Annotated in this window: 34 protein-coding genes and 1 pseudogene; 12 read left to right on the top strand and 23 right to left on the bottom strand. The window is 37.9% G+C overall.

Annotation, left to right across the window (positions count from 1 at the left end; all coding sequences use genetic code 11):
- Nucleotides 1-25 precede the first annotated feature (25 nt).
- Nucleotides 26-1,693, bottom strand: coding sequence for an ATP-binding protein (locus tag H6G59_RS16550; RefSeq protein ID WP_190716283.1), 1,668 nt, complete (start codon nucleotides 1,691-1,693; stop codon nucleotides 26-28).
- Nucleotides 1,694-1,714: 21 nt separating this feature from the next.
- Nucleotides 1,715-2,947, bottom strand: a complete 1,233-nt coding sequence (locus H6G59_RS16545) for a DNA double-strand break repair nuclease NurA (RefSeq protein ID WP_190716281.1) — start codon at nucleotides 2,945-2,947, stop codon at nucleotides 1,715-1,717.
- Between the two features lie 287 nt (nucleotides 2,948-3,234).
- On the opposite strand from H6G59_RS16545, the gene H6G59_RS16540 reads away from it, so the two are divergent.
- Entirely contained in the window at nucleotides 3,235-3,486 is a 252-nt protein-coding gene (locus H6G59_RS16540) for a type II toxin-antitoxin system Phd/YefM family antitoxin (RefSeq protein ID WP_190716279.1), read from the top strand.
- Nucleotides 3,479-3,898 (top strand): putative toxin-antitoxin system toxin component, PIN family, encoded by a 420-nt coding sequence (locus H6G59_RS16535; RefSeq protein WP_190716277.1) that lies wholly within the window; start codon nucleotides 3,479-3,481, stop codon nucleotides 3,896-3,898. Before H6G59_RS16540 ends, H6G59_RS16535 begins: the two co-directional genes overlap by 8 nt.
- Before the next feature lie 100 nt (nucleotides 3,899-3,998).
- Here the strand turns inward: H6G59_RS16535 and H6G59_RS16530 are convergent, their stop codons facing one another.
- Nucleotides 3,999-4,367 (bottom strand): SET domain-containing protein, encoded by a 369-nt coding sequence (locus H6G59_RS16530; protein WP_190716275.1) that lies wholly within the window; start codon nucleotides 4,365-4,367, stop codon nucleotides 3,999-4,001.
- Nucleotides 4,368-4,569: 202 nt separating this feature from the next.
- Here H6G59_RS16530 and H6G59_RS16525 point away from each other — a divergent pair, with 202 nt between their 5' ends.
- Nucleotides 4,570-5,043 carry a hydrogenase maturation protease gene (locus tag H6G59_RS16525; protein WP_190716267.1) on the top strand — a complete coding sequence of 158 codons (474 nt, stop codon included), beginning with the start codon at nucleotides 4,570-4,572 and terminating at the stop codon, nucleotides 5,041-5,043.
- Nucleotides 5,044-5,070: 27 nt separating this feature from the next.
- On the opposite strand, the gene H6G59_RS16520 is transcribed toward H6G59_RS16525, so the two are convergent.
- The 3 genes from H6G59_RS16520 to H6G59_RS16510 are packed head-to-tail and all read right to left on the bottom strand — an operon-like array spanning nucleotide 5,071 to nucleotide 7,202.
- Nucleotides 5,071-5,445: a hypothetical protein gene (locus tag H6G59_RS16520; protein ID WP_127053962.1), complete on the bottom strand. Its 375-nt coding sequence runs from the start codon at nucleotides 5,443-5,445 to the stop codon at nucleotides 5,071-5,073.
- 19 nt (nucleotides 5,446-5,464) lie between these two features.
- On the bottom strand, nucleotides 5,465-6,751 hold the full coding sequence (locus H6G59_RS16515) for a SagB/ThcOx family dehydrogenase (RefSeq protein WP_190716265.1): 1,287 nt from the start codon (nucleotides 6,749-6,751) through the stop codon (nucleotides 5,465-5,467).
- Nucleotides 6,738-7,202 carry an ankyrin repeat domain-containing protein gene (locus H6G59_RS16510; protein WP_190716263.1) on the bottom strand — a complete coding sequence of 155 codons (465 nt, stop codon included), beginning with the start codon at nucleotides 7,200-7,202 and terminating at the stop codon, nucleotides 6,738-6,740. Before H6G59_RS16510 ends, H6G59_RS16515 begins: the two co-directional genes overlap by 14 nt.
- A 746-nt stretch (nucleotides 7,203-7,948) precedes the next feature.
- On the opposite strand from H6G59_RS16510, the gene H6G59_RS16505 reads away from it, so the two are divergent.
- Nucleotides 7,949-8,158: a TOBE domain-containing protein gene (locus tag H6G59_RS16505; RefSeq protein ID WP_190716261.1), complete on the top strand. Its 210-nt coding sequence runs from the start codon at nucleotides 7,949-7,951 to the stop codon at nucleotides 8,156-8,158.
- A 117-nt stretch (nucleotides 8,159-8,275) separates the two neighbouring features.
- Here H6G59_RS16505 and H6G59_RS16500 read toward each other — a convergent pair whose 3' ends face one another.
- The 17 genes and pseudogenes from H6G59_RS16500 to H6G59_RS27850 form a co-directional block, all read right to left on the bottom strand.
- Complete coding sequence (locus tag H6G59_RS16500; RefSeq protein WP_190716259.1) at nucleotides 8,276-8,833, bottom strand: hypothetical protein; 558 nt, start codon at nucleotides 8,831-8,833, stop codon at nucleotides 8,276-8,278.
- Between the two features lie 181 nt (nucleotides 8,834-9,014).
- Nucleotides 9,015-9,266: a FeoA family protein gene (locus tag H6G59_RS16495; RefSeq protein ID WP_190716257.1), complete on the bottom strand. Its 252-nt coding sequence runs from the start codon at nucleotides 9,264-9,266 to the stop codon at nucleotides 9,015-9,017.
- Nucleotides 9,267-9,370: 104 nt separating this feature from the next.
- Nucleotides 9,371-10,054, bottom strand: a complete 684-nt coding sequence (locus H6G59_RS16490; protein ID WP_242038896.1) for a DUF4360 domain-containing protein — start codon at nucleotides 10,052-10,054, stop codon at nucleotides 9,371-9,373.
- A gap of 293 nt (nucleotides 10,055-10,347) precedes the next feature.
- Entirely contained in the window at nucleotides 10,348-10,923 is a 576-nt protein-coding gene (locus H6G59_RS16485; RefSeq protein WP_190716255.1) for a DUF4360 domain-containing protein, read from the bottom strand.
- A 128-nt stretch (nucleotides 10,924-11,051) separates the two neighbouring features.
- Nucleotides 11,052-11,633 (bottom strand): DUF4360 domain-containing protein, encoded by a 582-nt coding sequence (locus H6G59_RS16480; protein WP_190716254.1) that lies wholly within the window; start codon nucleotides 11,631-11,633, stop codon nucleotides 11,052-11,054.
- A 285-nt stretch (nucleotides 11,634-11,918) separates the two neighbouring features.
- Nucleotides 11,919-12,218, bottom strand: a complete 300-nt coding sequence (locus H6G59_RS16475; protein WP_127053954.1) for a 2Fe-2S iron-sulfur cluster-binding protein — start codon at nucleotides 12,216-12,218, stop codon at nucleotides 11,919-11,921.
- Between the two features lie 111 nt (nucleotides 12,219-12,329).
- Nucleotides 12,330-12,704 carry a HesB/IscA family protein gene (locus H6G59_RS16470; RefSeq protein WP_015214321.1) on the bottom strand — a complete coding sequence of 125 codons (375 nt, stop codon included), beginning with the start codon at nucleotides 12,702-12,704 and terminating at the stop codon, nucleotides 12,330-12,332.
- A gap of 72 nt (nucleotides 12,705-12,776) precedes the next feature.
- Nucleotides 12,777-13,559, bottom strand: a complete 783-nt coding sequence (locus H6G59_RS16465) for a HesA/MoeB/ThiF family protein (RefSeq protein ID WP_190716252.1) — start codon at nucleotides 13,557-13,559, stop codon at nucleotides 12,777-12,779.
- A gap of 10 nt (nucleotides 13,560-13,569) precedes the next feature.
- On the bottom strand, nucleotides 13,570-13,887 hold the full coding sequence (gene nifW / locus H6G59_RS16460; RefSeq protein ID WP_190716250.1) for a nitrogenase-stabilizing/protective protein NifW: 318 nt from the start codon (nucleotides 13,885-13,887) through the stop codon (nucleotides 13,570-13,572).
- On the bottom strand, nucleotides 13,884-14,084 hold the full coding sequence (locus tag H6G59_RS16455; RefSeq protein ID WP_071190752.1) for a CCE_0567 family metalloprotein: 201 nt from the start codon (nucleotides 14,082-14,084) through the stop codon (nucleotides 13,884-13,886). The genes nifW and H6G59_RS16455 overlap by 4 nt, the downstream gene beginning before the upstream one ends.
- Nucleotides 14,085-14,175: 91 nt before the next feature.
- Nucleotides 14,176-14,652: a NifX-associated nitrogen fixation protein gene (locus H6G59_RS16450; protein WP_190716248.1), complete on the bottom strand. Its 477-nt coding sequence runs from the start codon at nucleotides 14,650-14,652 to the stop codon at nucleotides 14,176-14,178.
- Complete coding sequence (gene nifX / locus H6G59_RS16445; RefSeq protein ID WP_190716442.1) at nucleotides 14,649-15,068, bottom strand: nitrogen fixation protein NifX; 420 nt, start codon at nucleotides 15,066-15,068, stop codon at nucleotides 14,649-14,651. The genes H6G59_RS16450 and nifX overlap by 4 nt, the downstream gene beginning before the upstream one ends.
- A gap of 107 nt (nucleotides 15,069-15,175) precedes the next feature.
- A complete protein-coding gene (nifN, locus tag H6G59_RS16440; protein ID WP_190716246.1) occupies nucleotides 15,176-16,507 on the bottom strand; it encodes a nitrogenase iron-molybdenum cofactor biosynthesis protein NifN in 1,332 nt (443 codons plus the stop codon).
- Between the two features lie 163 nt (nucleotides 16,508-16,670).
- On the bottom strand, nucleotides 16,671-18,050 hold the full coding sequence (nifE, locus tag H6G59_RS16435) for a nitrogenase iron-molybdenum cofactor biosynthesis protein NifE (RefSeq protein WP_190716244.1): 1,380 nt from the start codon (nucleotides 18,048-18,050) through the stop codon (nucleotides 16,671-16,673).
- A gap of 463 nt (nucleotides 18,051-18,513) precedes the next feature.
- Nucleotides 18,514-18,849, bottom strand: a complete 336-nt coding sequence (locus tag H6G59_RS16430; protein ID WP_190716242.1) for a Mo-dependent nitrogenase C-terminal domain-containing protein — start codon at nucleotides 18,847-18,849, stop codon at nucleotides 18,514-18,516.
- Nucleotides 18,850-19,048: 199 nt separating this feature from the next.
- Nucleotides 19,049-20,584, bottom strand: coding sequence for a nitrogenase molybdenum-iron protein subunit beta (nifK, locus tag H6G59_RS16425; RefSeq protein WP_190716240.1), 1,536 nt, complete (start codon nucleotides 20,582-20,584; stop codon nucleotides 19,049-19,051).
- Nucleotides 20,585-20,805: 221 nt separating this feature from the next.
- A pseudogene (locus H6G59_RS27850) lies at nucleotides 20,806-20,964 on the bottom strand (nitrogenase molybdenum-iron protein alpha chain); the annotation flags it as partial.
- 302 nt (nucleotides 20,965-21,266) lie between these two features.
- Between H6G59_RS27850 and H6G59_RS16415 the strand changes: the two are divergent.
- The 8 genes from H6G59_RS16415 (at nucleotide 21,267) to H6G59_RS16380 (ending at nucleotide 26,538) form a co-directional block, all read left to right on the top strand.
- On the top strand, nucleotides 21,267-22,568 hold the full coding sequence (locus H6G59_RS16415; protein WP_190716238.1) for a site-specific integrase: 1,302 nt from the start codon (nucleotides 21,267-21,269) through the stop codon (nucleotides 22,566-22,568).
- 147 nt (nucleotides 22,569-22,715) lie between these two features.
- Nucleotides 22,716-22,979, top strand: coding sequence for a hypothetical protein (locus H6G59_RS16410; protein ID WP_190716236.1), 264 nt, complete (start codon nucleotides 22,716-22,718; stop codon nucleotides 22,977-22,979).
- Nucleotides 22,980-23,444, top strand: a complete 465-nt coding sequence (locus tag H6G59_RS16405) for a type II toxin-antitoxin system VapC family toxin (protein WP_190716234.1) — start codon at nucleotides 22,980-22,982, stop codon at nucleotides 23,442-23,444. It abuts the gene before it with no gap.
- Between the two features lie 102 nt (nucleotides 23,445-23,546).
- The gene (locus tag H6G59_RS16400; protein ID WP_190716233.1) at nucleotides 23,547-24,065 is read left to right on the top strand and encodes a GNAT family N-acetyltransferase; all 519 of its coding nucleotides are present in this window, start codon (nucleotides 23,547-23,549) and stop codon (nucleotides 24,063-24,065) included.
- Nucleotides 24,066-24,094: 29 nt separating this feature from the next.
- Entirely contained in the window at nucleotides 24,095-24,430 is a 336-nt protein-coding gene (locus tag H6G59_RS16395; RefSeq protein WP_339327967.1) for a hypothetical protein, read from the top strand.
- Entirely contained in the window at nucleotides 24,417-24,863 is a 447-nt protein-coding gene (locus tag H6G59_RS16390) for an HNH endonuclease (RefSeq protein ID WP_190716231.1), read from the top strand. Before H6G59_RS16395 ends, H6G59_RS16390 begins: the two co-directional genes overlap by 14 nt.
- 21 nt (nucleotides 24,864-24,884) lie before the next feature.
- Nucleotides 24,885-26,012, top strand: coding sequence for an AAA family ATPase (locus H6G59_RS16385; protein ID WP_190716229.1), 1,128 nt, complete (start codon nucleotides 24,885-24,887; stop codon nucleotides 26,010-26,012).
- Nucleotides 26,005-26,538, top strand: coding sequence for a hypothetical protein (locus H6G59_RS16380; protein ID WP_242038895.1), 534 nt, complete (start codon nucleotides 26,005-26,007; stop codon nucleotides 26,536-26,538). The genes H6G59_RS16385 and H6G59_RS16380 overlap by 8 nt, the downstream gene beginning before the upstream one ends.
- The last annotated feature ends 60 nt before the right edge of the window (nucleotides 26,539-26,598 follow it).

Below are 26,598 nucleotides of genomic sequence, written 5' to 3'. Positions count from 1 at the left end.
TAAAGGTTTAACCCTTTAGACGTAATCATTTATTGATATTCAATTTGGACTCAGGGTAAACCTTTTTCTCTACAAGTTTTTCAAACTCTGTTACTCTGACAGGAAGAGCAAAAGCCTGATCAGATGAAACCATATAGAGATTACCAGCTATTGTTTCCCTCTGGATAAAATCCGCAATTACACCATCATAGTTGATATTTGATTTTATAAGAGCCTTAATATCGTCAGAATTACCCATGTGTAATGCAAAGAAATTCTCAGCTTGTGTTCTAATTTCATCTGAAATCGCAGAAGGACGCTGTGTTACAGCAACTAATCCCAGTCCAAATTTACGCCCTTCTTTTGCGACTCGCACAAATGGGTTAGCATTAGACCTAACAAATTCTTGAGACAGCACGTTTTGAGCTTCTTCTACAAAAATGACAGTTTTGATAACTTCTTCTGGCTGATCAGATGTAAACATTTCCTTGTTATTATCAAAGAGTTTACGAACTAGCATTGTAGAGATAATACTGGCATCCATATTATCTTTGAGAGATAAGTCTATAACAACAGTTTTTCCCTGCTTTAAATATGTAAATACTTTTTCAATAAGTTGTGATGATGATGAATGTAGACCCTTACCTTCATCTATTAAATGACGAACTCTCTTTCTAATTGCCATGATTGTCTTCCGGGCAGAAACATCTTCTTTTGTTTTACCAGTTTTTTGTTCACCAAAAAAATCAGAAAAATCTCGATAAAGATTACTTGGAGTGTGAACATAATCATCAATATTTGCTATAAAATTAGATACTCCTTCTTCATCAAGATATAGAAGAAAAGACTTCATTACTTCAGAAAATCCTGCTCCAAAACTTAATATATCACCTACGGTTAGATGTTTATGTGTATTGAGTAGTACCTTTCCTCCAAAAATGAATCTATTCTGTGTTTTATAAATATCTGGTAGATTTTTATCTGTATATACTACAAGGTTATTTCTAATCGAATCTTCCTTAATATCTCCTAAACCGTATGTATTAGTACCACGTAAAAAATATTCACCATTCAAATCAAAAATTAATTTTCCATAAGATGTGTTGCTTGTCATGTGATAAAGTAATACTTTAACAAGATTAGTCTTACCAAATCCTGACTGAGCAAACACCATTGTTCGTTTGTTACGCAATTTGTCAATTCTAAAAAGAATTGGTCCCTTCTCTTTAAAAACTGTTTCACCAACACAAAGATGACCAATCTCAATTCCATCTTCATTAGTTTTATTAAGAATGAAATTTATTTCACGCTGGTTTAAATATCTTGCTATATAAGAAACTGTAGGTAACTTTCTTACTGCTGTGGTGAAATTAATTGAAGTACCGTTATCTGTGAATGTTCCTAAAATACGAACCTTGTATGTATAGCTGAACATCTTTTGTTTGTCTCTCTCAGAAAGTTCTCTTTCTGCGATACGTGCATAATGTACAGCAATTAAGGTCTTCTCCTGAGACTTAAAAATAGGGTCTTCATCATATATTTCAGCTTCTACTCTCGCCAAATATTTTGTATTTCCCTCATCTTTTGGTGTTAAAACAATAAAATCTCCTGTTTGAGGACTAGCTTTTGCATCTTCATAGGAAGAATATATTAGTAGTGCATCTTCTGTAGTTTTTTGACCGTATAATACGCCGAAATCAACTGCTTGTGACATAAATTTTATCTCCTGTATATCTTAAAATCTATCGTGTATATCCAAAAACAAATTTTCGATGTCTACATTATCCATTCTCTGATCTCTATAAAGCGAATATTTTAGACGTGCTATAATTTCCTCTTTAAAATTTTTTTTCAGAGATATAAAGTTATGTACTTCTGCTAATGGATAAGGATAACCAAGAATATAATGTTCTTGTGTGAGACGAGTTAATTCTTTTAAGATTAACTCTAATGCTACTCTATTTCTTTGAGCATCACCTAATTCAATTTTTGGAATAGCATCAAAGATATTTATATCTACTATGAGCCAGTCATAGTTTTGCAACTTTTCCACATAATCCAATCTAGCTACCATAAATAATCCAAAACCTCGTCCTCCACGAGTTGATTTTTTAATGAACATATCTCCTTTATATGCTGCTTGAAGCACAACATCAGAAACTTCAAACCAGCAACAAAGTTTTTTCCGCTTAGGGTCTTTCTCTACAAAAGGGTATTCGTTCTTAAGTTGATCCTGAAGATAATTGTCAATTTGTTTAAATGTGTAGGAAAGCTCCATTTTGATCGTAGATTGCTTAGTAATAGCAAGTACATTCACTTCTTTATCGTGAGCATATTTTCCTAACTTAATTAAGTAGGGCTGCTTTACTTGTAAAGGGCGTAATGTTCCATCTCTTAAAATAAAGTCTCCAGCTTTTGTATCTGGACGATCAACTATTTCTAAAATAAGTGATATTTCCAGTATTTCTTGACAAAATCCCAGTAAAGTAGATAGATTCGTACATATTTGTTCTCTTTTGTATGAAAAAATCTTATCAGGTGTATCAGCCCAAAATTCGAGTAAGTTTTTGACTGGTTCTAAGGTTAGCAGTTCATCATAAATAGCATTAAGATGATCTGAATTTGTAATCAGAATATTTTTTGGGTAATACGCTTGCCCCAGTACAATAGGATCATCTAATGAATTCAATCTTATTTGTTTACCGCGATGAAAGCAAATGTAGCCAGCCGCATAAATACCAATAGATAAACCATTGTAAAACTGTGTGCTGTTGTAGCTTCCGTCTATTGCATAAAATCGTCTATCACTGTCATCAATTTTATCAAATGGGATAATTTCAAATACTTGAGGAGTCTCTATATTTTCCTCATGACCAATGACAGGAATGTTATAGTTTTTGTTGCTGCGCGTATTAATGTGTTTGGCTACTTGTTCAATAGCACCATCAGGTATTTCTTTTCTTACCATATTTTTCTAAGTATATTTTATATCAACAGAATTACTCTAGATTTAGCTCACAGTTTGCAGCCAGTGATCCAGTTATATATGGCTGGCTTGTGTGTAAAAGTCTCATTATTTGCTTACAGTAGGTAAAAAGACATTTTAATGTATTGTAGGTAATAAGGCAATATATATTACAGCATTATACTCCAGCATAGCAACGCAATTATTGAGGTTCTATCTCTGGTGAATTGAGAAGGTAGCCAGAGTCAGCTAACCAATTTGAGTTATGATAAAGGGAATGGAGGTATATTATGATTTATCTGTCTGCCACGGAAGCAAAACAAAATTTTACAGAATTTTTAGATAAAGCCCAAAAAGAACCAATAACCATTCAGCGTCAGGATCAAGATTCAGTTGTAGTGCTGTCTGTTTTAGAGTATCAAAGATTGACTAAGTTGCTAAAAAATGAGTTTCAGGAATTTTGTGATCAAGTTGGTAAAAATGCCGAAGTAAAAGGTATGACAGAAGAAAAGCTCAAAGAAATTCTTGACAGTGATGATTGAGCAAAGAATTGTCATTGACACTAATTGTTTTGTGAGTCGGTTACTAACTCCCAACTCTATCACTTCTCAAGCAGTTCGTTATGCTTTTGATTTCCATCACATTCTTGTTTCTTCGGACACACTTACAGAACTAGAAATGGTTCTCTCCAGGAAAAAATTTGATAATTATGTCAGTTTGGAAGAGCGGCAAAAGTTTATTTTATATCTAAAAAATCTTACTGAGATAATTGATGTTGTGAATCATGTGGAAGTTTGTCGAGATCCAATAGACGATAAATTTCTCTCACTTGCTATTGCTGGTAATGCCAATTTGATTATTACCGGAGATGAAGATTTGTTGGTGCTTAAATCCTATCAAAAGATTCCTATTTTATCTCCAAAGGATTTGTTAGCACAAACGGATAAAAGTTAAACAATAATCTTTCATGTCTTCCTCTCTTTGCGCCTCTGCGCTACGCCAGTTGCTACAACGCGGGAAACCCGCGCAACGCACTGGCTCCTTTGCGTGAGCCTTATTCCTCCACATCAAACCATACAGGAGAAATATCATCAACCTGACCATTATAATTAATAGTAATTTCCTGACCTTTCCTAATATCTTGATGAGCAATAATATCAATTACACTCTTAGCAAAATTTTTAATATAAACAGCATTAGGATGATAAGAATGATTAAAAAGAGAAGCAAAACCTAAACCTATCGCCCCACTTTCTCCATGCCAACCAAAATAATAATTCAATAAAACAGTTTTAGTAATTAACTTAACTTGCTGTTTAGGAATAACAATCACAGCGGATCTTTCAATTAAATCACCTTTAGCAAAATCTTCCTGAGCAAATATACCCCTACCCTTAGTTTCTGTATCACGAAATACTAGCATATAGCAATTCTATCTGATGGGTGAGAATGATTTTTTACCAATCACTACAGATAGACGCAGAGAAAATAAAGACAAATTTTTGTCACTGACTTACGGCTGCTATAGTCACTATAAAGTCAATAATTAGAGATAAGGTCAAAATTTCCGTAAATATTAATTTTTCGTGCCAAGTTGATAATATTCATGTTATTATAAATATCCCATGCTAACTATCATTGGTTGTGGCAATCTCAATCGGAATGACGATGCTGTGGGCGTAATCATTGCCCAACGTTTACAGCAATATCTCGCCCAAAATATTCACCCCAACATCCGCGTTTTTGATTGTGGAACTGCGGGAATGGAAGTGATGTTTCAAGCGAGAGGAAGTGAAAAATTAATTATTCTTGATGCCAGTTGCACAGGTTCAGAACCAGGTGCTATATTTAAAGTCCCAGGGAAAGAACTAGAAGCACTGCCCGAACCTAGTTACAACTTGCATGATTTTCGTTGGGATCATGCCTTAGCCGCAGGGAGAAAAATCTTTCAAGATGATTTTCCTTCATTGGTAATAGTCTATTTAATTGAAGCGGCTAACCTGGATTTGGGGTGGGAATTAAGTCCTGTAGTTCAACATTCTGCCGATTTAGTTTTTGCCGAACTAATCAAAATTATCCAACAGAATGTTATGGCTTAATTAACTAATCCAAAATCCAAAATCACATTAAACCCAATCACGGTAAACTGGCAATTCATCAACTCTCATTTCAAAGGGTACAGTTTGAGTATCGGGAGGACAAACGCGAATTTTGGCACTGCTAACAATACCAGAGAGGACATTTGCCATTGCGACAATTTGCTGCAAAATTTGCCAATTAGTAAATTGATCAGGACATTCAATTACTAAAGTCAAAGCACTAGCGTGAGTTGTCGCATACCAACGACAATGGGACAACAGGTTTTGAACAATGCGATCGCATCCTTCATAAAAGTACCGACTAATCGAATACTCTAATTGTTGCCGCAGGATAATATCGGCTGATGTAGGCTGCATAGGGTGCTTATCATCAGCATCGAATTCTGATTCTCTTCTCGCCATTTCCTTGGGTTTTCCTATTTTATTTGCCAATTGCCATTACATAAAGTAAGTCCTTATTGGTTCCTAGAAATTCTTGGGCTTCATCATCATAGAAAGCACCAATTCCACTACAATCTATTCCCCAATAATTGCTAAATAAATACACTCTCTGTCCGATAAATCCGGCTAATTGCATAGCGGTTTGATAACTCAAATAATCGGACACGAAAAACAAAGTTACAGCACAATCTCTAGCTATAGCTTGATTAATGCACAAGTACCCTGTTTTTTCGCTAAAGTTACCAGCTTTAAGGAGATGTGTACCTTTATATAACCCTGGTGAAATCCCTTCAACATGATGCACCACTGAGTAAATTTCTATTTCCTCAAAATTCTCACTTGGTATTGGTTGTTGAACGGCTTGCAAAATTTGCCAATAGACCTCTTGGGAAATAGAATGCTTATGAAAACGTCGAATAGAACGCCTATTCCAAACGTTCTCAAAAAACCGTTTCCGGTCAAAATTAAATTTAGGATTTGCGAGATTTTGCTGGTGACTAGGTTGTAAAGACGTTGCTTGATAGGCATCTTCAACAAATTGATTAACTTGAAAATAGTCAGTACCACAAACAAAAGGAATTGGTAGCCTTAAGCGTCTGACTGGTTTTTCTTGTACATCTCCCGATATCACACAACTAGTAATAAACTCCTTATTCTCAAATCCCAAATCTGCATTGAGATTAAGTTTATCAAAATCCAAGATTAGTTGTATGTTTTTTTCGTGAAGATATGCTGAAGCAGCGATAGCACCCAAATGGTGTCCGCTATCCAACAAACAATATCTAAAACTCCTGTCTTGATATTTCCAGCTAGACCTATGATAAACACAACTAACTAAAAAAATGAATCCGTTGATACGTTTATTAGGTATAACATAATTCTCGACTCCATCATCAATTAATTCATAAATTAAAGTCAGACAATTATTCTCAACTTCTATATGGTAGATACCATCTATAATTCCATCAACACCACGAATCTGGACATAAACTTCCGTCGGATATAAAGCCCCCGCAGAAGGATTTACCCGTAATTTATAGGGTCCATCCTTATATATTTTCTCAAAAGTAATCGCACTGGTTAACCAGAGAAAATCATGAATAGGGTTATTGCGATTTAATTGCAACCGCCGATAAAAGCGGGGATAAACTTTAAAAGTCGTGGGTTGGGTGGAAGCATCAACATAATTTGGGTTAAGCTGTACCGATAAGCAAGAATGCTTAGTTTGAGCATGATAAGAGCTTCCATAAATCTTACTGTGAGGCATTTTTCAGCAACCTTAAAACTTCTCTATTACTGGCAAAGTCAATTGCTTTATAATCATCCAAATTTTGTAAATTCATGTTAGGATTGTGTTGTAATAGCAATCTCACTACTTCTGTCTTTCCAGCCGATGCACCATACATCAGGACGGTTGCCCCATTATCGTTTTGATTGTTAATATCAATGTTGGCATCTAGCAGCAAATTCATTAAATCGTAGTGATTGCCAAAACAAGCAAACCACAAAGCATTATTGTGATCATTATTTGTAGCATTGATATCCGCACCCCCATCTATTAATTCCTTCACAACGGAATAGATTCCTTCCCTAGTAGCTTTCATTAAAGCCGTATCACCATTTTTACCATGCTGATTTAAATCTTCAGCGTTGTAACCTTCTGCTAATAGCCATTGGTTAGTTTCTGTACTCAATTTTGGCTGATTTGTTTGACTCATAATTATTACTGTTGAAGACAACTCAAAATATCATGGTGAGGAATACTCACCATATCTAAAAAGACTATTTCAATTTTCATGAACTATTAGTAGCTGACGAACAATTTATAATTTATATATAGGAACCCTAAATGATTTCTGATAGCTTGCGTGGCGTAGCCATAAAATATCCGAGTATTGTAGGGTGGGCAATGCCCACCCTAAGTATATGTTTAAAAATCAAATAGTAACCCTATATCAGCCCCAAATGATTTGTAAAAAATAAATTGTTGGAACTTAAGATTTACACAGTTTCTCTATATTTTTATCTAACTTTATTACTGTCTAGCTTTGTTTTTGCTTAACCAGAGATAAAGTAAGAATATCTTTGATAGCTCTGTATGTAATAGCTGTTGGTTGAAATAATGGTTCACTACCAACAATTTAGCTTATCTATATATTATCACTTTGATAAATTTAAATTATGAATCATTTATAAAGATCCCTATATTTTTAGCCGAGTTAGACAGAAATTAGATATGTCCTATTTTTCAAATATTTGAAATTAAAATTTATTATAAATTTTATATTAATTGCTATTGAAAAAGTATTATAATTTATTAGCGCTTGCAAGTCAGTATGAATATAACTATATGTTGTTGTCAAAATACCTCGATAGATTTGTTAAAAAAATCTAAAAACTTACCATTAATATATAAAATTTGTTAGTTTATTCAGTATAAATAACTAAAAGGAAAATAAAAACAATGGAAATCAGCGCCAGAAATACCTTCAATGCAACTGTGAAAAAAGTTACTCCTGGTTCAATTAATACAGAGGTAACACTAGAATTAGCACCTGGTGTAGAAGTAGTATCTATTATAACTAAATCATCAGCAGAAAAGCTGGGTTTAGTAGAGGGTAAACAGGCTTATGCTGTGATTAAGTCATCAGATGTACTTGTTGCTGTTGACTAAAAAATTCAGCGACTTGTAAAAAGTGACAAACCATAGGATGGGTAATTCTCATCCTATGAAATTTGAGAAAAAATAGTAGCATACTCGCTCGCTAAGTCTGCATCAATGCTTTCATTATCAATATTTAAGTAATTCTGTTGGAGTAATTATCTCTTTTAGAAGTAGGTGGTAGTCAGCGTATCCTAATCTCTTAGCAAGACTGATTGCATAAAGCTTGGCTCTTTCTATTTTGTTATTCTCTATTGCTTCTGCCAGTTTTTCAGTCAAGATTAATGTGGATTCTTGATCGTCCTTTTCTTTCTGAGCCATGGCTCGAAGTTTATCTGTCTCAGCTTTTGTATCTTCATGAGAACCACCTAATTGCCACACTGCACCTCCTAAAAATTCTGTATCTTGAGATGAGTTTTGAGATGAGTTTCGAGATGAATTCCGAATCAATGTGAATAGGCAAATTTTAGAATTACATGGTGGAGAAAGGGAATTAAATCCGTCATTAAATTTGTGAACAAATTCTGTTTTATCAAAATTAGTATTTCCTTGAGCCGAAATATTTGTATTTACTGGTGCTGCTGTTTTTAGTAAGTTAGATTGGCTTTCTTTAGCCTCTTGGGCTATGGCCGGATAGGCAATTATGGCGATGGTTGCAGTCAAACTGGCAATGTATTTTAGGCGCATGGGGAAAGCCTCAATCTTGTGGTTATGGGTTCAATTACTATTTGATTAAGTACCAAATCATAAGAATATCCGCTTTCTATAAAAACAGCTATTAAAAAATCTCCTAAATCATAATATTTGCCTGATTCAAAGCGTGATTGATTTGGCAATTAATGAATCTAGGAAATGATTATTTATTGTATCAACCCTCAACTACACGCACATAAATAGCCCGTGCTATTTCCCTATCTATAGTCATAGATAAAGTGCCACATTTAATCACAAGAGTAGGAAATTGCTGCTCTACAGTAATCATATTTCCTGTTTTAATCCCCATTGAGATGAGCTTTTTTCTAATTATCTCATCCTGAGTTTTACAAACAGTAACTATTCCACATTCTCCTGATTTCAGCAATTCTAAAGAACAACCCATCACACTAAAAGGAGTGAACATTGCAGTATAATAATTAAAGGTAAAAATTGCAAAAATGAAGAATCTTGATCATCCTTCATCTTTGTTGCAACTAAAACATCAAAGCTTGAGGTAAAGTCCTACAACTATTTGCAGTTGCGATATTTAACCTTATAAACTAAACCACGCCTAGCCAAATCAAAGGAGTCAACAGTCGCCTGCCCAGTGCCGGTGGCTTTCATTGCAGCATTAACTTCCATATTTACACTAGCGCCACAAGCAGACCAAACCCTAGATTTACCTTCGAGCTTTAATTTATGTCTAACTTTATAGTCAGTTTCACCTTTCAACGTCTTTGTCAAAACCAGAGAGTCACTATCGCCAAAAATGTATTCTACCCGTAGTTCTCCAGTAGTGTTAGGAGAAACATAACCTCGATAATCAGCATTGTGGAGGGAAATTTGCTTACCTTGAGGTGCTTTGATGGGAATAGTTAATTTACAGCTTTTTTCCTGATTTTCTGCATCTCCCCCCAAGGCTATAAACTTATCAAATAGAATGCTGAGTTCGTTACCATCTGGGCTAACAGTTGTACTGGCAGAATTTTCAGGGCAACCGGTACCAAAATATTCTCCACCTATGATTTCAATTTTATTACTAGCAGAAGGAGGGATAGTAGGCTCAGTATCATTAGGATCAGTATCAGTAGAATCGGTAGAGGAGAGGTTAATCGGATCAGCAGATGTGAGGCTTATAGAATCAGCAAAGATGGGGCTTATAGAAGCTACCATTAATGTAGCCGTAGCCAGAAATACTTTGGCAAAATTCATGAATGCTCTCCTATTATTAATGTAAGTTGCTAGTTAGGGAAACTGTCAGAATCAGGATGTCCAGGATTTCAGGATTTACAGGATGAAAACAGTGAATTCATCACCAATTACCAATTACCCATTACCTATTACCAGCCTCAACTAGATAACTAGCAACTTGGGTTATTAGATCTGATTATTAGGTCTGAGTTTTACCGATGTCTGCGGCGTTATACTGAAGATGAAAGATATTGCTCATCTTTCATCATTCTTTAAACTAAAACCTCGAAGCTTTAGGCAAAGTCCTTCCACTATTAGCAACTGCGATATTTGACCCGATAAATCCAACCACGCCCAGCCAAATCCAAGGAGTCAACAGTGGCCATGCCATCCCCCTGAGCTTTCATTGAAGCATTAACTCGCATATTTACATTATCGCCACAGGCAGACCAAACCTCACCTTGTGACCCTAAATCATGGCGAATGTTATAGTCAGTTTCGCCTCTCAACTCCTGTTTCAACTTCAGTCCGCGACTACCAGCGAAAAAGTATTCTACCCGTAGATCCCCAGTGGTGTTAGGAGAAACATAACCCCGATAATCAGCATCGTAGAGAGAAATTTGTTGACCTTGAGGCACTTTGATGGGAATAGTTAAATTACAGCTTTTCCGGCGACTTTCTGCATTGCTATTCCCCAAGGCTATAAACTTATCAAATAGAATTCTTAGTTCTTGACCATCGTTGCTAACGCTCACACTAGCAGACTGATCTGGGCAACCGCTTCCACCATAATTTATACCTACAATTTCAACTTTATCATTAGCAAAGGTGGGGCTAATAGAAGCTACCATTAATGTAGCTGTAGCTAGAAATACTTTGGCAAAATTCATGAATTATCTCCTATGATTAGGTATGAGTTTTAGCAATGTCTGCGGCGTTATGCTGAAGATGAAGGATGAGCAATATCCTTCATCTTTGTTGAAGCTAAAACATCAAAGCTTTAGGTAAAGTCCTGCAACTATTTGTTGCAGCTGCGATATTCGACACGATAAACCAAACCACGGTGAGCAAGATCAAAGGAGTCAACGGTGGCGATGCCGTCGCCCTTGGCTTTCATGGAAGCATTAACTCGCATATTTACACTATCGCCACAGGCAGACCAAACCTTTCCTTGGGTCACTAAATCATGTTCAACGTCATAATCTTTTTCGCCCCTCAATTCCTGTTTCAACTTCAGGCCGCGACTACCAGCGAAAAAGTATTCTGTCAGAAGCTCACCAGTGGTGTTAGGAGCAACATAACCCCGATAATTAGCAGTGTAGACGGAAATTTGAAAGCCTCCAGGTACTTTGATGGGAATGGTTAAATTACAGCTTTTTCTTGCCTCTTCTGGCTTGCCATTCCCCAAGGTTATAAACTTATCAAATAGAATGCTGAGTTCTTGACCATCGGGGCTAACAGTCACACTAGCAGTCCGATCTGGGCAACCACTACCACCATACTTTGCTCCGACAATTTCAACTTTATTATTAGCCAAAGAGGGGCTAATAGAAGCTACCATCAATGTAGCTGTAGCTAGAAATATTTTGGCAAAATTCATGAATGCTCTCCTATTGTTAGGGCTGGATTTTAGAAATGTCTGCGGCGGGATGCTAAAGATGAGGATGAGAAATATGTGTTATCCTGTATCTTTAGCAAGAAGAAATACTTTGGCAAAATTCATGAATGCTTTCCTATTATTAGAACTTATTTTTAGAGATATCTGGGAAGAAATATTAAATATTAAATATTAAATATAAATAAGAGGATGAAACATATGCTTCATCCCCATCCTTAATAAGCTCTGAATTCAAAGCTTGCTAAGAGTTAAAATTCCATCAAAACTTTAAACGAGATAAGGCTCTTGATGAGTCTTAATTGTGCAGTTAGAGCGAGGGTAAGTAACGCACAATAGAGCGAATCCTTTCGCCATTTGATCATCATCTAAGAAGTTTTGATCGTCTTGGTTGATTTCACCTTCTACAACTTTACCTACACAGCTAGAACAAGAACCAGCGTGACAAGAAAAAGGTAAATCAATTCCAGCTTCTTCTGCACCATCGAGAATTGTAGTGTCTTCGTCGATTTCAATTGTGGTGTCGAGGTCTTCTTTTTTGTTGATCAATCTTACTTGATATGCAGCCATTTTCCGGTTCTCCTCAAACGTTAATAAAGTTTGCTTTTCTGACTTGCTTAAGTCGTCATGGTGCAATTCAAAATTCAAAATAAAGGATCGAATTTTTGAATTTTGAATTTCTTAGCTGCAAGGTACACCTTCAGGTGAACAATCACCTGCTTTAAAAGATTTTCCACAACCACAGGTGTCAGTTGCATTGGGATTGGTGAACTTGAAACCGCTGTCCATTACTCCCTCAACAAAATCAATTACCACACCTTCTAATAACGGCGCACTTTTAGCATCCACGTAAAGCAACACGTTTCCTTGTTGAGTTACGATATCATCTGGTTGAGGCTGACTTGTAATGTCAATTCCATATTCATAGCCACTACAACCACCATCTTTGACAGAGATGCGGACACCTTTTGTGGCTTTATTAGATTCGTCGGTTGCGGAACCTCTTAAAAATGCCCACAGACGAAATTCTGCTTTTTCTGTTAAAGTAACAGCCATTTTGTTTCCTGTTCTGTAGCGATTATTCTGATTTTTAGATGTGGGAAATTGCTTTTTTGGCGGGACGGAATTTCACACCGTTAAGGGTTGGGATTGGGAGTATCTCCAAGGTGCAGTGTTACCGCAGACGGGACAATTGCGATCGCGGTGAGAACGACGTTTAGCAAATTCCATTCTGTTCAAGTCAATCGTCAGCAGTTCTGACAATAGCGGTTGACTAAAACCGGTAATTAGCTTCACGGCTTCCAACGCTGTTAAACAAGCCAAAGTCCCAGAAACAGCCCCTAGAACTGAAAAACCGCGCCGATCCCAATCAGGCTTTTCTGGAAACAGACAGGATAAACAAGGAGTTACACCAGGAATAATTGTGGTGAGATAAGCCTCCATCCCATCCATAGCCGCCTCTACCATTGGTTTGCGCGATCGCACACAAGCTTCATTTAACAGATTGCGTTCGGTGAAATTATGAGCGCAATCCAAAGCCATATCCGCTGACTGCACCAATGAGTCCACATTTTCTGCGGTAATGTAATCGTGAACTACGTCTACTTCCACATCAGGATTGATGGCTTTTAGTGTTTCTTGGGCTTTGAATACTCTAGGTTTACCCACCCAGTCGTCAGTCATCAAAACTTGACGATTCATATCATCCAGCCGCAAATCACCACCCCGGACTAGGATTAGCCGCCCAACGCCTGCTACTGCTAAGTAAAGCGCCGCCGTACCGCCTAATCCCCCCACACCCGACACCAGAACAGTCGCTGATTTGAGGCGCTTTTGAGCCGCTTCGCCAAAATTTGGGAGCATCATTTGGCGGCTATAGCGTTCTAATTCGGTAGGCGTTAGGTTGATCAATTTATACCTCCTAATCAGAAGTGATTTCTGTCAGCGTGACTACATTCTTTGGCTTATCGTTAAACACTTTGAACAGCTTTTGTTCATGGGGTGTTGATTCAATAAAAACTTCATAAGCTTTTTGCAAAGCTAAGGAATATTGAGTTAATTTTTCGGTATCACTCAAGTTGGGAGAAGTATTATCAATTTCTTGCATATATTGAGAGAATTTTTTCAATATATGGAGACGATTTACGTTGACAAATTTTTGGTCGTAGGGCAGTTGAAAGAAGATGAAGTATTCTTCAGCATCTGCGAGTTTTTTGAATTCTTGAATAGTCCCGGTCATTTTGCACTCTCCATTTGTTTGAGTTGCTGCTTTAGTTCATCTAATTGTCGATAGATTTCGTATGTCTCAGCGGCAACATCCATTAGTGTTTTGTAATCTGTTGGTAGTCCTTCTGCTAAATCATGCAGATCCATTTTCATTTGACCTGCTTTGCTATTTAGCTTTCTGATTTTTGTGGTTAGTTCCTCGATGGTCATCAGTTATTAGTCATTGGTCATTAGTTATTAGTCATTGGTAATTAGGAAAAGACAATATAGTAATTCTTGCTCAGTCCCCATTACCAAATTTTTAAATATTTCCTACTTCGGGGAAACGTTTGGCTAAATCAATGCCTTTATTGACGAATGATTCTCCTTCTTCGGCTAGTTTTTCTAGGGAATCAAAGCCGTAGCGATGGGCATCGCGTAAGGTTTTTACGGCTAACAATAAACGACCTGAAAAGACTAATGCCCAACCAAATCCTTCATGACCTAAATCAACTACAACATGAGAAATTAATCCGGTTTCTTTCTCGATGCTGAAGGCTACAGCCCTGAAGAAGGCGTTGATTCGTGATATAGTCGCTAGGTCAACTTCACCTTCAATGGAAATTTCTCGTTTCTTTTGTTTGGTGACAACGAAAGGTTTGAGGATTAGTTCATCAGCCCAATTTCGGTAAGTTCCATAAGTATCTTGCGCTCGGATTTGTTGCACTAATGCTTTCAGGAATGGTGAGGTTATGGGTGTGCTTGTAGCGGTTCCATTAAGACTGTTATTTTCACTCATACGGCTGCTTCGTTTTCTACTTCTTCTGCAAAGTTTGTATTGGTTTTATTCAAGGCTTTACGCAACCAAGGTGGGGGGTTGCCTTTGAGGGTTGTGACTAATTTAGTCAGAATTTCTGCGATTTTTTCTTCTTCTGATTTAGCCTTGACTGGTGTCACACCTTTTTTGATTAAACGAGCGGCTGCACTGCCACCAATGGCGACTACATAAACAATTGTGCAATCGTTTAATGCCTCAAGTTTAGGTGTGATTTTATCTTCGTTACCATCTTCTTTGAGGTCGCCTTCAAATTTCAGAGTTTCTAGGAATTCATATCCATTGTCTGAAATTTCATAAACATCAATTTCTTTAGCCCAACCAAAGTGAGCATTAACATGAATTCTGTCTGTTGTGGTGAAGGCAATTTTCACGTTCATTTGTCCTTTGTCGGTTGTCGGTTTTCTGTTGTAGAGGTTTAACAATCTTCATTGGTGTGGTGTCAACTTAAGCTAAAAATCGCTTATTTGTTGGCTTTCACTATTACCTATTCCCTATTAATTACTGATGACCAATGATTCATCATTAATGTCTCTTCGTGTTCTAAAAAGAGGTTTCCCATACCAAATAAAACTTCCATTGTGCCGCGATAGCCTACTTTGGTGAATAAGCCATTTCCTAATCGGTCATAGATGGGAATTCCGAGACGGTAGAAGGGAATTTTGAGACGTTTAGCGATCGCATTTACGTTGGAGTTACCAATCAGCAAATCTGAACCGACAGCCAACCCTTCCAAATCTTCTAAGTCGCCGATAGTAACGCTTTTGACGGGAAGATGTTCTAATAAATGCGATCGCGTGGTTGTCACAGCAGCGTGAATAGAAGCCCCCATTGACTGTAAAAAATGCACCATTGACCAAAGTAAATCTGGTTCCAGCGCTAAAGAAATCCGTTTTGCACCGAAGTAAAAATGAGTATCCAACATTGCATCTTGCAACTGACGACGTTGACGGCGATATTTTTCGGGTACGGGATTACCACTCAACACCGCCAACGCTTGCAGAAACTCATCCACAGGTTCTAAACCTGTCAAATCCTTAAATACTTCGTAATCTGTGCCAAAACGCTCTTGCAGGATCTTTGCAGCACCACGCATACTTTCACCCAAAGCCAAAGTGAAAGCCGAACTACCCAAAGAACGCAATTGTTTGAGAGTTGTCCCGCTAACCGTCACCGCGCTATATTCATCCTCCAGATGTCCATCTAGAGAAGCACCCAAATCAGGGACAAAAATTGGTTCAAATCCAAAAGCGGTGACAATTTCCCGAACTTCCTGCACATCTCCAGGAGTGAAAGCAGAACCAGCCAAAATGGTGATTTGTTCAGGTTTAATTCCGCCGGCTTTGGGAATCTCCTTAACAATGCTTTCTACCGCTGCTGCAAAACCGTCTTGTAACGCACCTTTAAAATCAGGAGTAGGAGCAAATGCGATCGCTAAATAGTCAAGTTCAGGATGACGTTTGCGGATTTCCTTCAAAAAACCCTCAATATCATCACCCCTAGTTTCCGTTAACCCAGTCGTACACAAACCGATAATTTCCGGTTTAGCCTTTTCCACCAAAGTTAGAATAGCTTGCTCAACATTTTCCTCACCACCCAAAATAGTAGTGACTTCCGTCATCGCAGTAGTAGCAAGAGGAATCGCCTCCCGAAAATGCCGCACCAACACAACCTTAGCAAAAGCAGTACAACCTTGAGAACCGTGAAACAGAGGCATAGAACCCTTTAACCCCAAAAAAGCCAAAGAAGCACCCAAAGCCTGACTTTGTTTCAGCGGATTAACCGTAAGAGACTTGTTCGGAGTATTAACAATAGCCATAAATTAATCTTTCATAAATTTTAAACTTTCCAGTCCCCCTCCTCGCTTGCGGGGAGGGGCTAGGGGTGGGGTGTTTCCTCTCGTTCCCTGCCAGAGTCAGGGAATGCCTACAGTGAGGCTCTGCCTCATCTACCTTAGAAGCAAAGCCTCCCGGAAACCGCCATTAAACTTCCTCTTCATCCCAAGGAGCCGGCTTACGTATTTGTTCCCAGACAGGACTGTATAAAGCCTCATACAACTCCCGCGCCATCTCCACCATCCCCACATAACCCGCATAGGGATGATGACGTTCTTGGTTAATATCCAGAAAAGGAATCCGTGCTTTCAAAGCCGTATATTGATTCCGTCCCCCAGCAATAAGCATATCTGCGTTAGTATCTCGCACCAACTTCAATAATTCTTGGGCATTACCCTTCTCCAACATAATGCCATCATTACCCAACAACTTCTTAATTTTAGCCTTATCTTCCTCTGTACTTTTGCGAGTACTAGTAGCAACAACCTCAATTCCTAAATCATTAGCCGCCGAGATAATTGACCAACTTTTCACACCGCCAGTATATAAAACCACCCGCTTACCTTTCAGGCGTTCTCTATAAGGAGCAAGAGCAATATCCAAAGCCGCAGTTTCTTCCGCAATCAACTTTTCAGTCCGTGCCATTAAATCAGCATCACCTAATTTTTTAGCAACAGTTCTTAGACAACGGTTAATATCATCAATACCATAAAAAGACTCTTCAATGAAAGGAATGCCGTAGCGTTCCTCCATTTTCCGCGCCATATTTAACAGCGCCCGTGAGCAAATCATTACATTTAACTTAGCCCGGTGAGCATAACGAATTTCTTCATAGCGAGCATCACCAGTAATTTTCGATAAAACGCGAATACCTAACTTTTCAAATAAAGGCAAAACGCCCCACATTTCGCCAGCAATATTGTACTCACCGATTAAATTAATATCATAAGGAGTAGTATATTCTGGTTCAGCAGTACCAACTACATATTCTAATAAAGCCTCACCACCAAAACGATTACCCAGATTTTTACTACCAATAAAACCCGGAGCAATCACCGGAATCACCGGAATACCAATCTTCTCAGCCGCAACCTTACAAACTGCATCAACATCATCACCAATCAGAGCAGTTACACAAGTAGCGTAAACAAAAATCGCTGCTGGTGTATAGCGTTCCTTTAACTCCAAAATCGCCTTATATAACTTTTTCTCACCACCGAAAATGACATCATTTTCACCAACATCAGTGGTAAAACCAGTCTTATAAAGCATCGGGCCAGAAGAGAGACTACCACGACTACCCCAAGAATTACCAGCACAAGCGATTGGACCATGTACCAGATGAGCAGCATCAGTAATAGGAACTAAAGCAATCATCGCCCCATCAAAAGCACAACCCCCTTGAGCCGCACCTGGTTGAGCTTGTTGAGTACAAGACTTATTTTTCTTTTCCCCCTGTTTCTTTTGATTATGTTCGCATCCTGACTCACTAAGTAACTCGTTAATTTTGCCTTGAGTAATTTTCATCTCTCTTCTCGCGTTAGATGGAAGTTATTAATTGAAATATGAGCAAACCTGAATAGACTTCCCGCAAAATTCCTCTTTACACAATATTTACACAAATAAACTTTCAGAAAAGATATCTATTTAGCCGTCTCCAAATTTTCATACTCAATTCCCGAGATAAAATTGCCTATCTTCTTCTTCCTTCTTCCTATCCCTACGGGACACTACGTGAACGCGCCCTATCCCTACGGGACACTATGGCTAACGCCACGCTTTGCTAACGTGAACGCGGTTCAATAAATCCATATTCGTCTATTGACGAAAAATAAAAAAAATCATCAAGTACAAATTCCTACCCTATTATTAGTATTGCTGAATTCAAGTATAAAAAGCTCACCATTTATGTTGCGATCGCGTGTGATATCTTTTTATCTTAATTCAACAATACTTTATTATTTGTAGATGAAATGAGTAATCACAAAATCTAGCAAACGTACCTTGTGACATCTTCACCACATTCATCAGCAAGGTAAGACAAAGCCCGAAATCTTAAGTAAACAAACTCATCATACAACGGATTGAGTTTGCACAATGGCGGAATATGTAAAATCCACCCAAATAAATTAACATCTCGCTCAAAAGGACAACAGCAAGGAATTACCTGACAAAGTATATGAGCAATGCGGAAATTTGTAACTTTAATTCCATCCACCCATCGTCGCAAAGGCTTAAGAATGCCGAAAGAACCAGAATCTTTAGAATTAGGTGGATGGTAATTAGGCTGAGGATGTGGATGAGTGTGAGAGTGAGTTGTTTCCATAATACATAATGAAGGTAAATGCAATGAAAAAAAGAAAAGGGAAAAGGAAAAGTTGGAATTAATTCAATTTGCAAAACTCATAACTTAGAATTTTGATTTTTGAATTGATTTACCTTTTCCTGACCCTTAATTGACACGCGATAAATACTACCTAATGAGCATTGTAGGGGCAGGGTTTCCCCGCCCCCCAAGGACATTCTTAACGAATCAAGTCGTAGGAAATATCGGTCTTAGAAGGAATGTTGGTGTGTTGGTCGATATCTTCAAAGATTGTGTTAACAATCCAGTTGAGGAGGTTGATAATACCTTTATAACCAACAGTAGCGTAACGGTGGTAGTGGTGACGATCCATAATAGGATAACCAATTCTTACCAGGGGAACCTTACAATCACGCCACAGGTACTTACCGTAGGAATTACCAATTAACAAGTCTACGGGTTCTGTGAACAATAGTGATCTCATGTGCCACAAGTCCTTACCACCCCAGATTTTAGCATCCTTACCGAAGACGCTAGAATCTAACAACGCTTGCAGTTCTTTCTCGAATACTTCGTTGGTGTTGTGAACCAAGATATGTACAGGTTCAGCGCCCATTTCTAACATGAAACCAACTACGCTGTAAACTAAGTCAGGATCACCGTAAATCGCAAAGCGTTTGCCATGCAACCATGCGTGGGAATCGGTCATTGCGTCAACTGCACGACCACGTTCAATTTCCAACTCTTCAGGAATAGCCTTACCAGTCAATTCGCTGAGTTTCATCAAGAACTCGTCAGTTCCCTTGATACCCCAAGGACGAGAAACACAAACGTCTTGCTTCCATTCCTTAGCGATGTACTCACGGGTTTTAATAGTGGAGTAAGCTTGCAGAGCAACAGTAGCCTTACCATTGATAGCATCTGCTGCATCTTCCAACTTAGTACCACCTGGGTACATATCGAATTCACCAGTATTGGGTGAATCAACATAGTCACTGTTATCAGATAAAACAGTGTAGTCAATACCCATCAAGTTAGCAATCCGCTTGATTTCGCGGTTGTTTTCTACGTAGGTGTCAAAACCAGGAATGAAGTTGATTTTACCATTGCTCTTAGCTTTCTTCTTACCTTCAGTCAAGGTAGAAAGAATTCCCTTCATCATGTTGTCATAACCAGTGATGTGGGAACCAACAAAGCTAGGAGTGTGAGCAAAAGGCACTGGGAAATCTTGAGGAACTGAACCAGCATCTTTCGCGTTACCAATGAATGACTGTAAGTCATCACCGATAACTTCTGCCATACAGGTGGTGCAGACAGCAATCATTTTTGGCTTGTAAAGGCTGTAGGAGTTAGCCAAGCCATCGATCATGTTTTGCAGACCACCGAACACAGCCGCGTCTTCAGTCATGGAAGAAGAAACGCCAGAGAATGGTTCTTTGTAGTGACGGGTTAAGTGGGTACGGAAGTAAGCCACGCAACCTTGAGAACCTTGAACGAAGGGAAGAGTACCTTCAAAACCTACAGCCGCAAACATTGCTCCTAGAGGTTGACAACCCTTAGCTGGGTTAACGGTCAAAGCTTCACGAGCGAAGTTCTTTTCACGATATTCCCAAGTCTTTGTCCAGTCTGCAACTCGTTGTACTTCTGCGGGTTCGTGACCGTTTTCAAACTGTTTCTTGTTTTCAAACAGTTGTTTGTATTCCGGCTGGTGGAATAGCTCAACGTGATCCTTAATATTTTCTGGATTCTGAGGCATTTTGTGTATCTCCAAGCTTGCTGTGTGTTGTGTTTGCTTTTGGGGCGGGGGTTTTCCCACCTTTGGGGGAAGTCGGGAATGTGGCTCAAAATTCAGAATGCAAAATCCAAAATCCGAAACTTTGAATTTTTAATTTTGAATTTTGAATTTCCAACTCCCCCTGGGGTAAACACCCCAGGCTATCCCTGTACGGGCAGGGTTGCCCCTACTCTCTGGTGTTTCTAGACGGAAGCTTTAGCCTTAGCTTTAGCTTGAGCTTTCTTGTTCCAGGGAGCGCCGATTAATCCCCATGTTGGGCTGTTGAGTGCCAAATCCATGTCACGAGCAAAGATTGCGAATCCGTCGTAACCGTGATAAGGGCCGGAGTATTTCTTTTGATGGTTTAATAGCTTTTAACTCCGCTATGTTTGCAGTGAGCAATGTCAGCGATAAACTATGTTTGCAGTTAACTCATTTATTTTTAGTCTAAATATAGGCTAATACCAACCTCTCGTTCCCTGGCTCAGACAGGGAATGCCTCAATGAGAGGCTCTGCCTCCGCTTATGACAGTCGAGGTAGAACCTCACCATCTGCATTCCCAGCCAGAGTCTGGGAACGAGAAAATTCTAAACTTTTACTCTCTGTGACTCTGCGTCTCTGCGTGAAATAAATTCATCTTCTTAATCAGCAACACCAAGGATTATGAAAGAACAGCTACTATGGGAATTAGCGCAAGTAAATCTGCGTTTGAAGTCTGCCAAGACGAGAGTAACAATTCGGGAATCTAATGGATGTCTGCAATTACGGGCAACTTTACCAATTAAACCAGGAGATCAAGACACAAGGGGAACGGGAAGAAAACAATACAATATCACCTTGAATATTCCCTCAAACTTTGATGGACTAAAAACAGCCGAAGAAGAAGCATATGAATTAGGAAAGTTAATTGCTAGAAAAACATTTGCCTGGACTGATAAATATTTGGGAAATGAGGCAATTAAAAAAGATTTACGAACTATAGGTGAGTTATTGGCAAGGTTTGAGGAAGAATATTTTAAAACCCATAAACGCACTACTAAAAGTGAGCATACCTTTTTCTATTATTTTTCCCGAACAAAACGCCATACTAATTCCCAATATTTGGCAACTGCGGAAAATTTGATTGCTTCACTTGAAAAACTAGATAAAGAATGGGCAAAATATAATGCCGCTAGAGCTATTTCTGCTTTTTGTCAGACCTTTAAAATTGAAATTGATTTATCTAAATATTCCAAAATGCCTGAGAGTAATTCTCGTAATGTTCCCACAGATCAGGAAATAGTTACGGGATTTTATAAGTTTGATGAATATCTCAATAATCGAGGTAAGCAAGTTAATCAAGAAGTGAAAGATAGTTGGCAAGTTTGGCGTTGGACTTATGGAATGTTGGCGGTTTTTGGTTTACGTCCCAGGGAGCTTTTTATTAATCCTCATATTGATTGGTGGTTAAGTGATGAAAATACAGATTTAACTTGGCAGGTTGATAAAGATTGTAAAACTGGAGAGAGGGAAGCTTTACCTTTATATAAGGAATGGATTGATGAGTTTGATTTAAGGAATCCGAAGTATTTAGAAATGTTGGCTCTAGCAATTAGTAAAAAAGACCAAAATAATCATGCAGAAATCACGGCTTTAATTCAAAGGGTGAGTTGGTGGTTTAGAAAAATTGGTTTGGATTTTAAACCCTATGATTTACGTCATGGTTGGGCAATTCGAGCGCATATTTTGGGAATTCCTATTAAGGCTGCGGCAGATAATTTGGGTCATAGTGTCCAGATTCATACGAAAACTTATCAACGTTGGTTTTCTTTGGATATGCGGAAGTTGGCAATTAATCAGGCTTTGAGTAAACGGAATGAGGTAGAGTTGATTAAGGATGAAAATACAGGTTTAAAAATGGAGAATGAAAGGTTAAAGATTGAGGTGGAGAAGTTGAAGATGGAAATGGTTTATAAACGCAGTTAAGTTTGGTTAATCAAGAATATCACTTTTGTATAATGTGGTATAATTAATTGGTGAACAATAATCAAAAATTTTATGTAATTTACAGACATTGGCACTCAATGGATCAACAACTTATTACAATTTTGAGAGCGAGGAAAGTATAACAATATGGCATTAGTAACCCTGAACCAAATACTTAAGCAGTTAGAAACACTTGAAATAGGAGAACTTCAGCAACTTAATCAGATGATTCAAAAATATCTCACTGATAAAGAAGAAAGTGTCAAACAAGCAGCATTTCACCAAGCTTTGATTGATTCTGGTTTAGTCAAGCAAATCAAGCATCCTACTTATGAACCAATTTCTGAAAGACAGCTAATTTATGTTGAGGGAAGTCCTGTTTCTGAAACTATTATTGAGGAACGGCGTTAGATGGCAATTTATTTCATAGATAGTAGTGCATTAGTTAAGCGTTATGTCAGCGAAATTGGATCAGCATGGGTGTTAGGTTTATTTGATCCAAATCTAAAGAATGAGGTATTTATAGCAGCAATAACTGGTGTGGAAATTATTGCTGCTATTACCAGAAGATCGCGTAGTCGAAGTATTAGCATGACGGATGCAACATTAATACGCAATCAGTTTAAAAATGATTTACAAAAAAACTATCAAATTGTGGAAATTACAGAAAGTATAATTAATTCTGGAATGGCATTGTCGGAAATTTATGGATTACGAGGTTATGATGCTATCCAATTAGCAGCCGGTCGCGCAGTTAATACTATTTGTATTGCTAATGGATTATCTCCTATTACTTTTGTGTCCGCAGATAAAGAATTGAATGCAGCAGTAGTAAGTGAAGGATTGATGATTGAAAATCCTAATAATTACCCATAGAAAAAGCAAGGAGTTAAATTGGGTTAATCAAGAATATGATTTTTCTGTCAAGACTTAGCTAAAATACAATATAATCTAATTTTTGAAATAATAGCTTTTGTTATGAATGATATTAAATCTGATAACATTGAATTTCGTAATTACCTACCTTTACCATCAGATGAAGAGTATAAATTTGAGATTTTAAATTCTGGTGAGGTAATTGCGACTGCTCATGTCAAATGTATGCAGGATAAACAGGAAAAGTTTTGGCATCTAAGTAACTTGTTCGTTGATAAAAACAGTCGTAGTCATGGCTATGGAACTAAACTAGTTAATCATCTTCGTCAATACCTTTGGAACATTGATAGACTAAGAATCCGAGTTCACCCAGCTATTGGACAGCAAGCAATGGAGGAGTTAGCCGAGATTTCAAAACACTATAATGAGACATACACCGAGGAAGAATTAGACGCTATGGATAAAGAACTGTATCTGGCAATGCAGCAACCTGATTTTTGGGAAAAGCAAGCAGAGATAAGCAAGACGAAAGATAGTAAACAACTTGTTGAATGGTATCGCAAGCGGGAATTTACACATGATGACCCGGATGGAAAGCATCTATGGTGTTATCCTGACTAAAGTATCATTGCATTTCTTGTGTTGGAAAGGTGCGATCGCACTCTTCCCAAAACCCAAAGAGCGATCGCACCCAAATATCCAATGATAAAATCAAGAAAATTCAAGATAATCCACCAATGACAACTACACTGGTTAAACCCTCCCAATTCCTACCTGAAGGAATCTGCATCAAGCATATCAACAACCTCATGCTATTCAAATTTACCGATAAGCTAGGTGAACGGATGCAAGAACTCCTTGATAAAAACAAATTAAATACCCTCACCCCAGAGGAAGCAATAGAATTAGAGGCCATAGGGGAACTTGACGACATCTTCAGTTATATTAACGCTGCTGTTGCTACTCAAGACCATGCCCATTCCTAAAACTCTTTATCAGCAGGTCAGACAACGCGCTCAATGTCGCTGCGAATACTGTCACTACCCTGAACTTCTCAGCACAGCACCTCTTTCTATTGACCATTTGCAACCTCAATCTCTGGGAGGTACGGATAATTCCGATAATCTTGCTCTGGCCTGTCGTCGTTGCAACGAAAGACGCTATAACTTCACTACGGGTATTGATCCTGATACGGGAAAAGAAACTCCCTTGTTTAATCCCCGCCAGCAAATTTGGTCTGAACGCTTCATCTGGACATCTGACGACTTATGTATTATTGGTATTACTGCCACAGGACGGGCAACCTGTGAACGTCTTGATCTAAATGATGAACGTCGTGGAGAGAAATTCATTCAGAAATCTCGACAACGATGGGTTGAAAGCGGACTACATCCTCCTGAAGACGATCCACAAGAATGATGAAAAAATAAAGATAAGGATATGCTAAAAAAAGTAATACTCCATAATTTCAAAAGCCATAAATCTACAGAACTCAATTTCGATAATTCCCGATTACATGGACTCGTAGGGAAAAACAGTGCTGGTAAAACTTCTGTATTGCAAGCAATATATTCCCTAAGTATGCTTACTCATTCATCATCTACACAAATATTTAAAAATGAAAATTTACCTCAATTTATTACAACAATGGGTGAAAAAAGGATGTCTATAACTGCGAGTGGTTATTGGCGAGAAAATATTAGGAAAAAGTGGAAATTTTTCTACAGTATTGAAGAGGAGAAAATTTATAATTACAATTCCAGTATAATATTAAGCATAGATGGACATCAATATAATTGGGATCAAGAACCACGTTTTAGAGATATATCCAAGATTCCTCAATCTTTAAAAAATACTATCTATTTAAAATTAATAGCCTCCAATCTCGCCAAACCAGCTTACAGTGAAGAAATTACACCGAGAGTTGAGTTTGATGGTTCATTATTAGCACCTACCTTAGATTTTTTGCGTGATGAAGCTCCAGATAAATTTAAATTAATAGAAGAAAAACTGAGTCGAATTGTCCCAAATGTCCGCAAAGTTGGCATCAAGCGAGCAAAAGTTCCAGTCATTCGCAAACGTTTAATCGAAGTTGATGGTAAATCTATTTCCTATGAAGAAACTCAGGAAATGACAGGGCAAGAAGTTATATTAGACATGAATACAGGTGAACGTATTCCCGCCCATGCAATTAGCGAAGGAACAATGTTAACTTTAGGATTATTAACTGTATTAATGAATCCTAATCAACCTAATTTAGTTTTATTAGATGATGTAGAACAGGGACTTCATCCTAAAGCACAACGTGAGTTAATGACTGTTTTTAAAGAAATTATTGCCGAAAATTCTAATCTGCAAATTATTTTCACTACTCACTCTCCTTATATTATTGATGAACTTGTTCCTTCTCAAGTCCATATATTAAATAATAGTAAATCAGGTTTCACAGTTGCTAAACGTTTGGATGAACATCCTGATGTAGAATGGGCAAAAGAAACCTTAACCACTGGTGAATTTTGGGATGCTGAAGGTGAAGATTGGGTGGTAGAAGGAGAAGTGAGTGATTGAGTTTATTGTCATAGTTGAAAGTGGTGCAGATGCGAGAACAGCCACTAAATTAGCCGAGCGCGTTTTAAAGGAAAAATTCGATTGGTTAGATGATGATAGCCTGCAATATTATTTTCAGTGGACTGGGTTAGAGGAAGGAAAAGAATATTCATGTTGGAGAGACATTATCAAAATCATTGATGATGCAAAATCACAAATAAAATATAAACCTGCCAGATTTTTAGGTCATGATAGTAAGGGGATACCCTTGAAAGCTGATGGAGCAGCATCTATCAAGATTCTGAATTTGGTAAGGTTTCTGCAAAAAACTCGACAGATTAAAGCTGTGATATTTATCCGTGATTTAGATAATCAACCGGAACGTAAAGAAGGAATTAAACAAGCACGTTTAGAACATATTAATAAAACACCGAAATTAGAAATTATAATTGGTGCGGCAGATCCAAAACGTGAAGCATGGGTTTTAAATGGGTTTATTCCTTTTACTGAAGGGGAGACAAAGAAGGCTGGAAACAGTACAGTGTAAAGAATGTGACGATTTATGGTAGAAAAAGATAGGTCAGGTATTGTCAATAAGACCTATCTA

Origin of the sequence: Anabaena lutea FACHB-196, from assembly GCF_014698305.1 — a bacterium.
Classification (GTDB): Bacteria; Cyanobacteriota; Cyanobacteriia; order Cyanobacteriales; family Nostocaceae; genus Anabaena; species Anabaena lutea.
Note: the sequence above shows the minus strand (reverse complement) of the source record. Positions and strands in the feature narration are given on the sequence as shown.

What these genes read in the sequence shown, in the direction of transcription:
- H6G59_RS16550 (WP_190716283.1), bottom strand. Translation starts at nt 1,693, where the DNA reads ATGTCACAAGCAGTTGATTTCGGCGTATTATACGGTCAAAAAACTACA.
- H6G59_RS16545 (WP_190716281.1), bottom strand. Translation starts at nt 2,947, where the DNA reads ATGGTAAGAAAAGAAATACCTGATGGTGCTATTGAACAAGTAGCCAAA.
- H6G59_RS16540 (WP_190716279.1), top strand. Translation starts at nt 3,235, where the DNA reads ATGATTTATCTGTCTGCCACGGAAGCAAAACAAAATTTTACAGAATTT.
- H6G59_RS16535 (WP_190716277.1), top strand. Translation starts at nt 3,479, where the DNA reads ATGATTGAGCAAAGAATTGTCATTGACACTAATTGTTTTGTGAGTCGG.
- H6G59_RS16530 (WP_190716275.1), bottom strand. Translation starts at nt 4,367, where the DNA reads ATGCTAGTATTTCGTGATACAGAAACTAAGGGTAGGGGTATATTTGCT.
- H6G59_RS16525 (WP_190716267.1), top strand. Translation starts at nt 4,570, where the DNA reads ATGCTAACTATCATTGGTTGTGGCAATCTCAATCGGAATGACGATGCT.
- H6G59_RS16520 (WP_127053962.1), bottom strand. Translation starts at nt 5,445, where the DNA reads ATGGCGAGAAGAGAATCAGAATTCGATGCTGATGATAAGCACCCTATG.
- H6G59_RS16515 (WP_190716265.1), bottom strand. Translation starts at nt 6,751, where the DNA reads ATGCCTCACAGTAAGATTTATGGAAGCTCTTATCATGCTCAAACTAAG.
- H6G59_RS16510 (WP_190716263.1), bottom strand. Translation starts at nt 7,202, where the DNA reads ATGAGTCAAACAAATCAGCCAAAATTGAGTACAGAAACTAACCAATGG.
- H6G59_RS16505 (WP_190716261.1), top strand. Translation starts at nt 7,949, where the DNA reads ATGGAAATCAGCGCCAGAAATACCTTCAATGCAACTGTGAAAAAAGTT.
- H6G59_RS16500 (WP_190716259.1), bottom strand. Translation starts at nt 8,833, where the DNA reads ATGCGCCTAAAATACATTGCCAGTTTGACTGCAACCATCGCCATAATT.
- H6G59_RS16495 (WP_190716257.1), bottom strand. Translation starts at nt 9,266, where the DNA reads ATGTTCACTCCTTTTAGTGTGATGGGTTGTTCTTTAGAATTGCTGAAA.
- H6G59_RS16490 (WP_242038896.1), bottom strand. Translation starts at nt 10,054, where the DNA reads ATGAATTTTGCCAAAGTATTTCTGGCTACGGCTACATTAATGGTAGCT.
- H6G59_RS16485 (WP_190716255.1), bottom strand. Translation starts at nt 10,923, where the DNA reads ATGAATTTTGCCAAAGTATTTCTAGCTACAGCTACATTAATGGTAGCT.
- H6G59_RS16480 (WP_190716254.1), bottom strand. Translation starts at nt 11,633, where the DNA reads ATGAATTTTGCCAAAATATTTCTAGCTACAGCTACATTGATGGTAGCT.
- H6G59_RS16475 (WP_127053954.1), bottom strand. Translation starts at nt 12,218, where the DNA reads ATGGCTGCATATCAAGTAAGATTGATCAACAAAAAAGAAGACCTCGAC.
- H6G59_RS16470 (WP_015214321.1), bottom strand. Translation starts at nt 12,704, where the DNA reads ATGGCTGTTACTTTAACAGAAAAAGCAGAATTTCGTCTGTGGGCATTT.
- nifW (WP_190716250.1), bottom strand. Translation starts at nt 13,887, where the DNA reads ATGACCGGGACTATTCAAGAATTCAAAAAACTCGCAGATGCTGAAGAA.
- H6G59_RS16455 (WP_071190752.1), bottom strand. Translation starts at nt 14,084, where the DNA reads ATGACCATCGAGGAACTAACCACAAAAATCAGAAAGCTAAATAGCAAA.
- H6G59_RS16450 (WP_190716248.1), bottom strand. Translation starts at nt 14,652, where the DNA reads ATGAGTGAAAATAACAGTCTTAATGGAACCGCTACAAGCACACCCATA.
- nifX (WP_190716442.1), bottom strand. Translation starts at nt 15,068, where the DNA reads ATGAACGTGAAAATTGCCTTCACCACAACAGACAGAATTCATGTTAAT.
- nifN (WP_190716246.1), bottom strand. Translation starts at nt 16,507, where the DNA reads ATGGCTATTGTTAATACTCCGAACAAGTCTCTTACGGTTAATCCGCTG.
- nifE (WP_190716244.1), bottom strand. Translation starts at nt 18,050, where the DNA reads ATGAAAATTACTCAAGGCAAAATTAACGAGTTACTTAGTGAGTCAGGA.
- H6G59_RS16430 (WP_190716242.1), bottom strand. Translation starts at nt 18,849, where the DNA reads ATGGAAACAACTCACTCTCACACTCATCCACATCCTCAGCCTAATTAC.
- nifK (WP_190716240.1), bottom strand. Translation starts at nt 20,584, where the DNA reads ATGCCTCAGAATCCAGAAAATATTAAGGATCACGTTGAGCTATTCCAC.
- H6G59_RS16415 (WP_190716238.1), top strand. Translation starts at nt 21,267, where the DNA reads ATGAAAGAACAGCTACTATGGGAATTAGCGCAAGTAAATCTGCGTTTG.
- H6G59_RS16410 (WP_190716236.1), top strand. Translation starts at nt 22,716, where the DNA reads ATGGCATTAGTAACCCTGAACCAAATACTTAAGCAGTTAGAAACACTT.
- H6G59_RS16405 (WP_190716234.1), top strand. Translation starts at nt 22,980, where the DNA reads ATGGCAATTTATTTCATAGATAGTAGTGCATTAGTTAAGCGTTATGTC.
- H6G59_RS16400 (WP_190716233.1), top strand. Translation starts at nt 23,547, where the DNA reads ATGAATGATATTAAATCTGATAACATTGAATTTCGTAATTACCTACCT.
- H6G59_RS16390 (WP_190716231.1), top strand. Translation starts at nt 24,417, where the DNA reads ATGCCCATTCCTAAAACTCTTTATCAGCAGGTCAGACAACGCGCTCAA.
- H6G59_RS16385 (WP_190716229.1), top strand. Translation starts at nt 24,885, where the DNA reads ATGCTAAAAAAAGTAATACTCCATAATTTCAAAAGCCATAAATCTACA.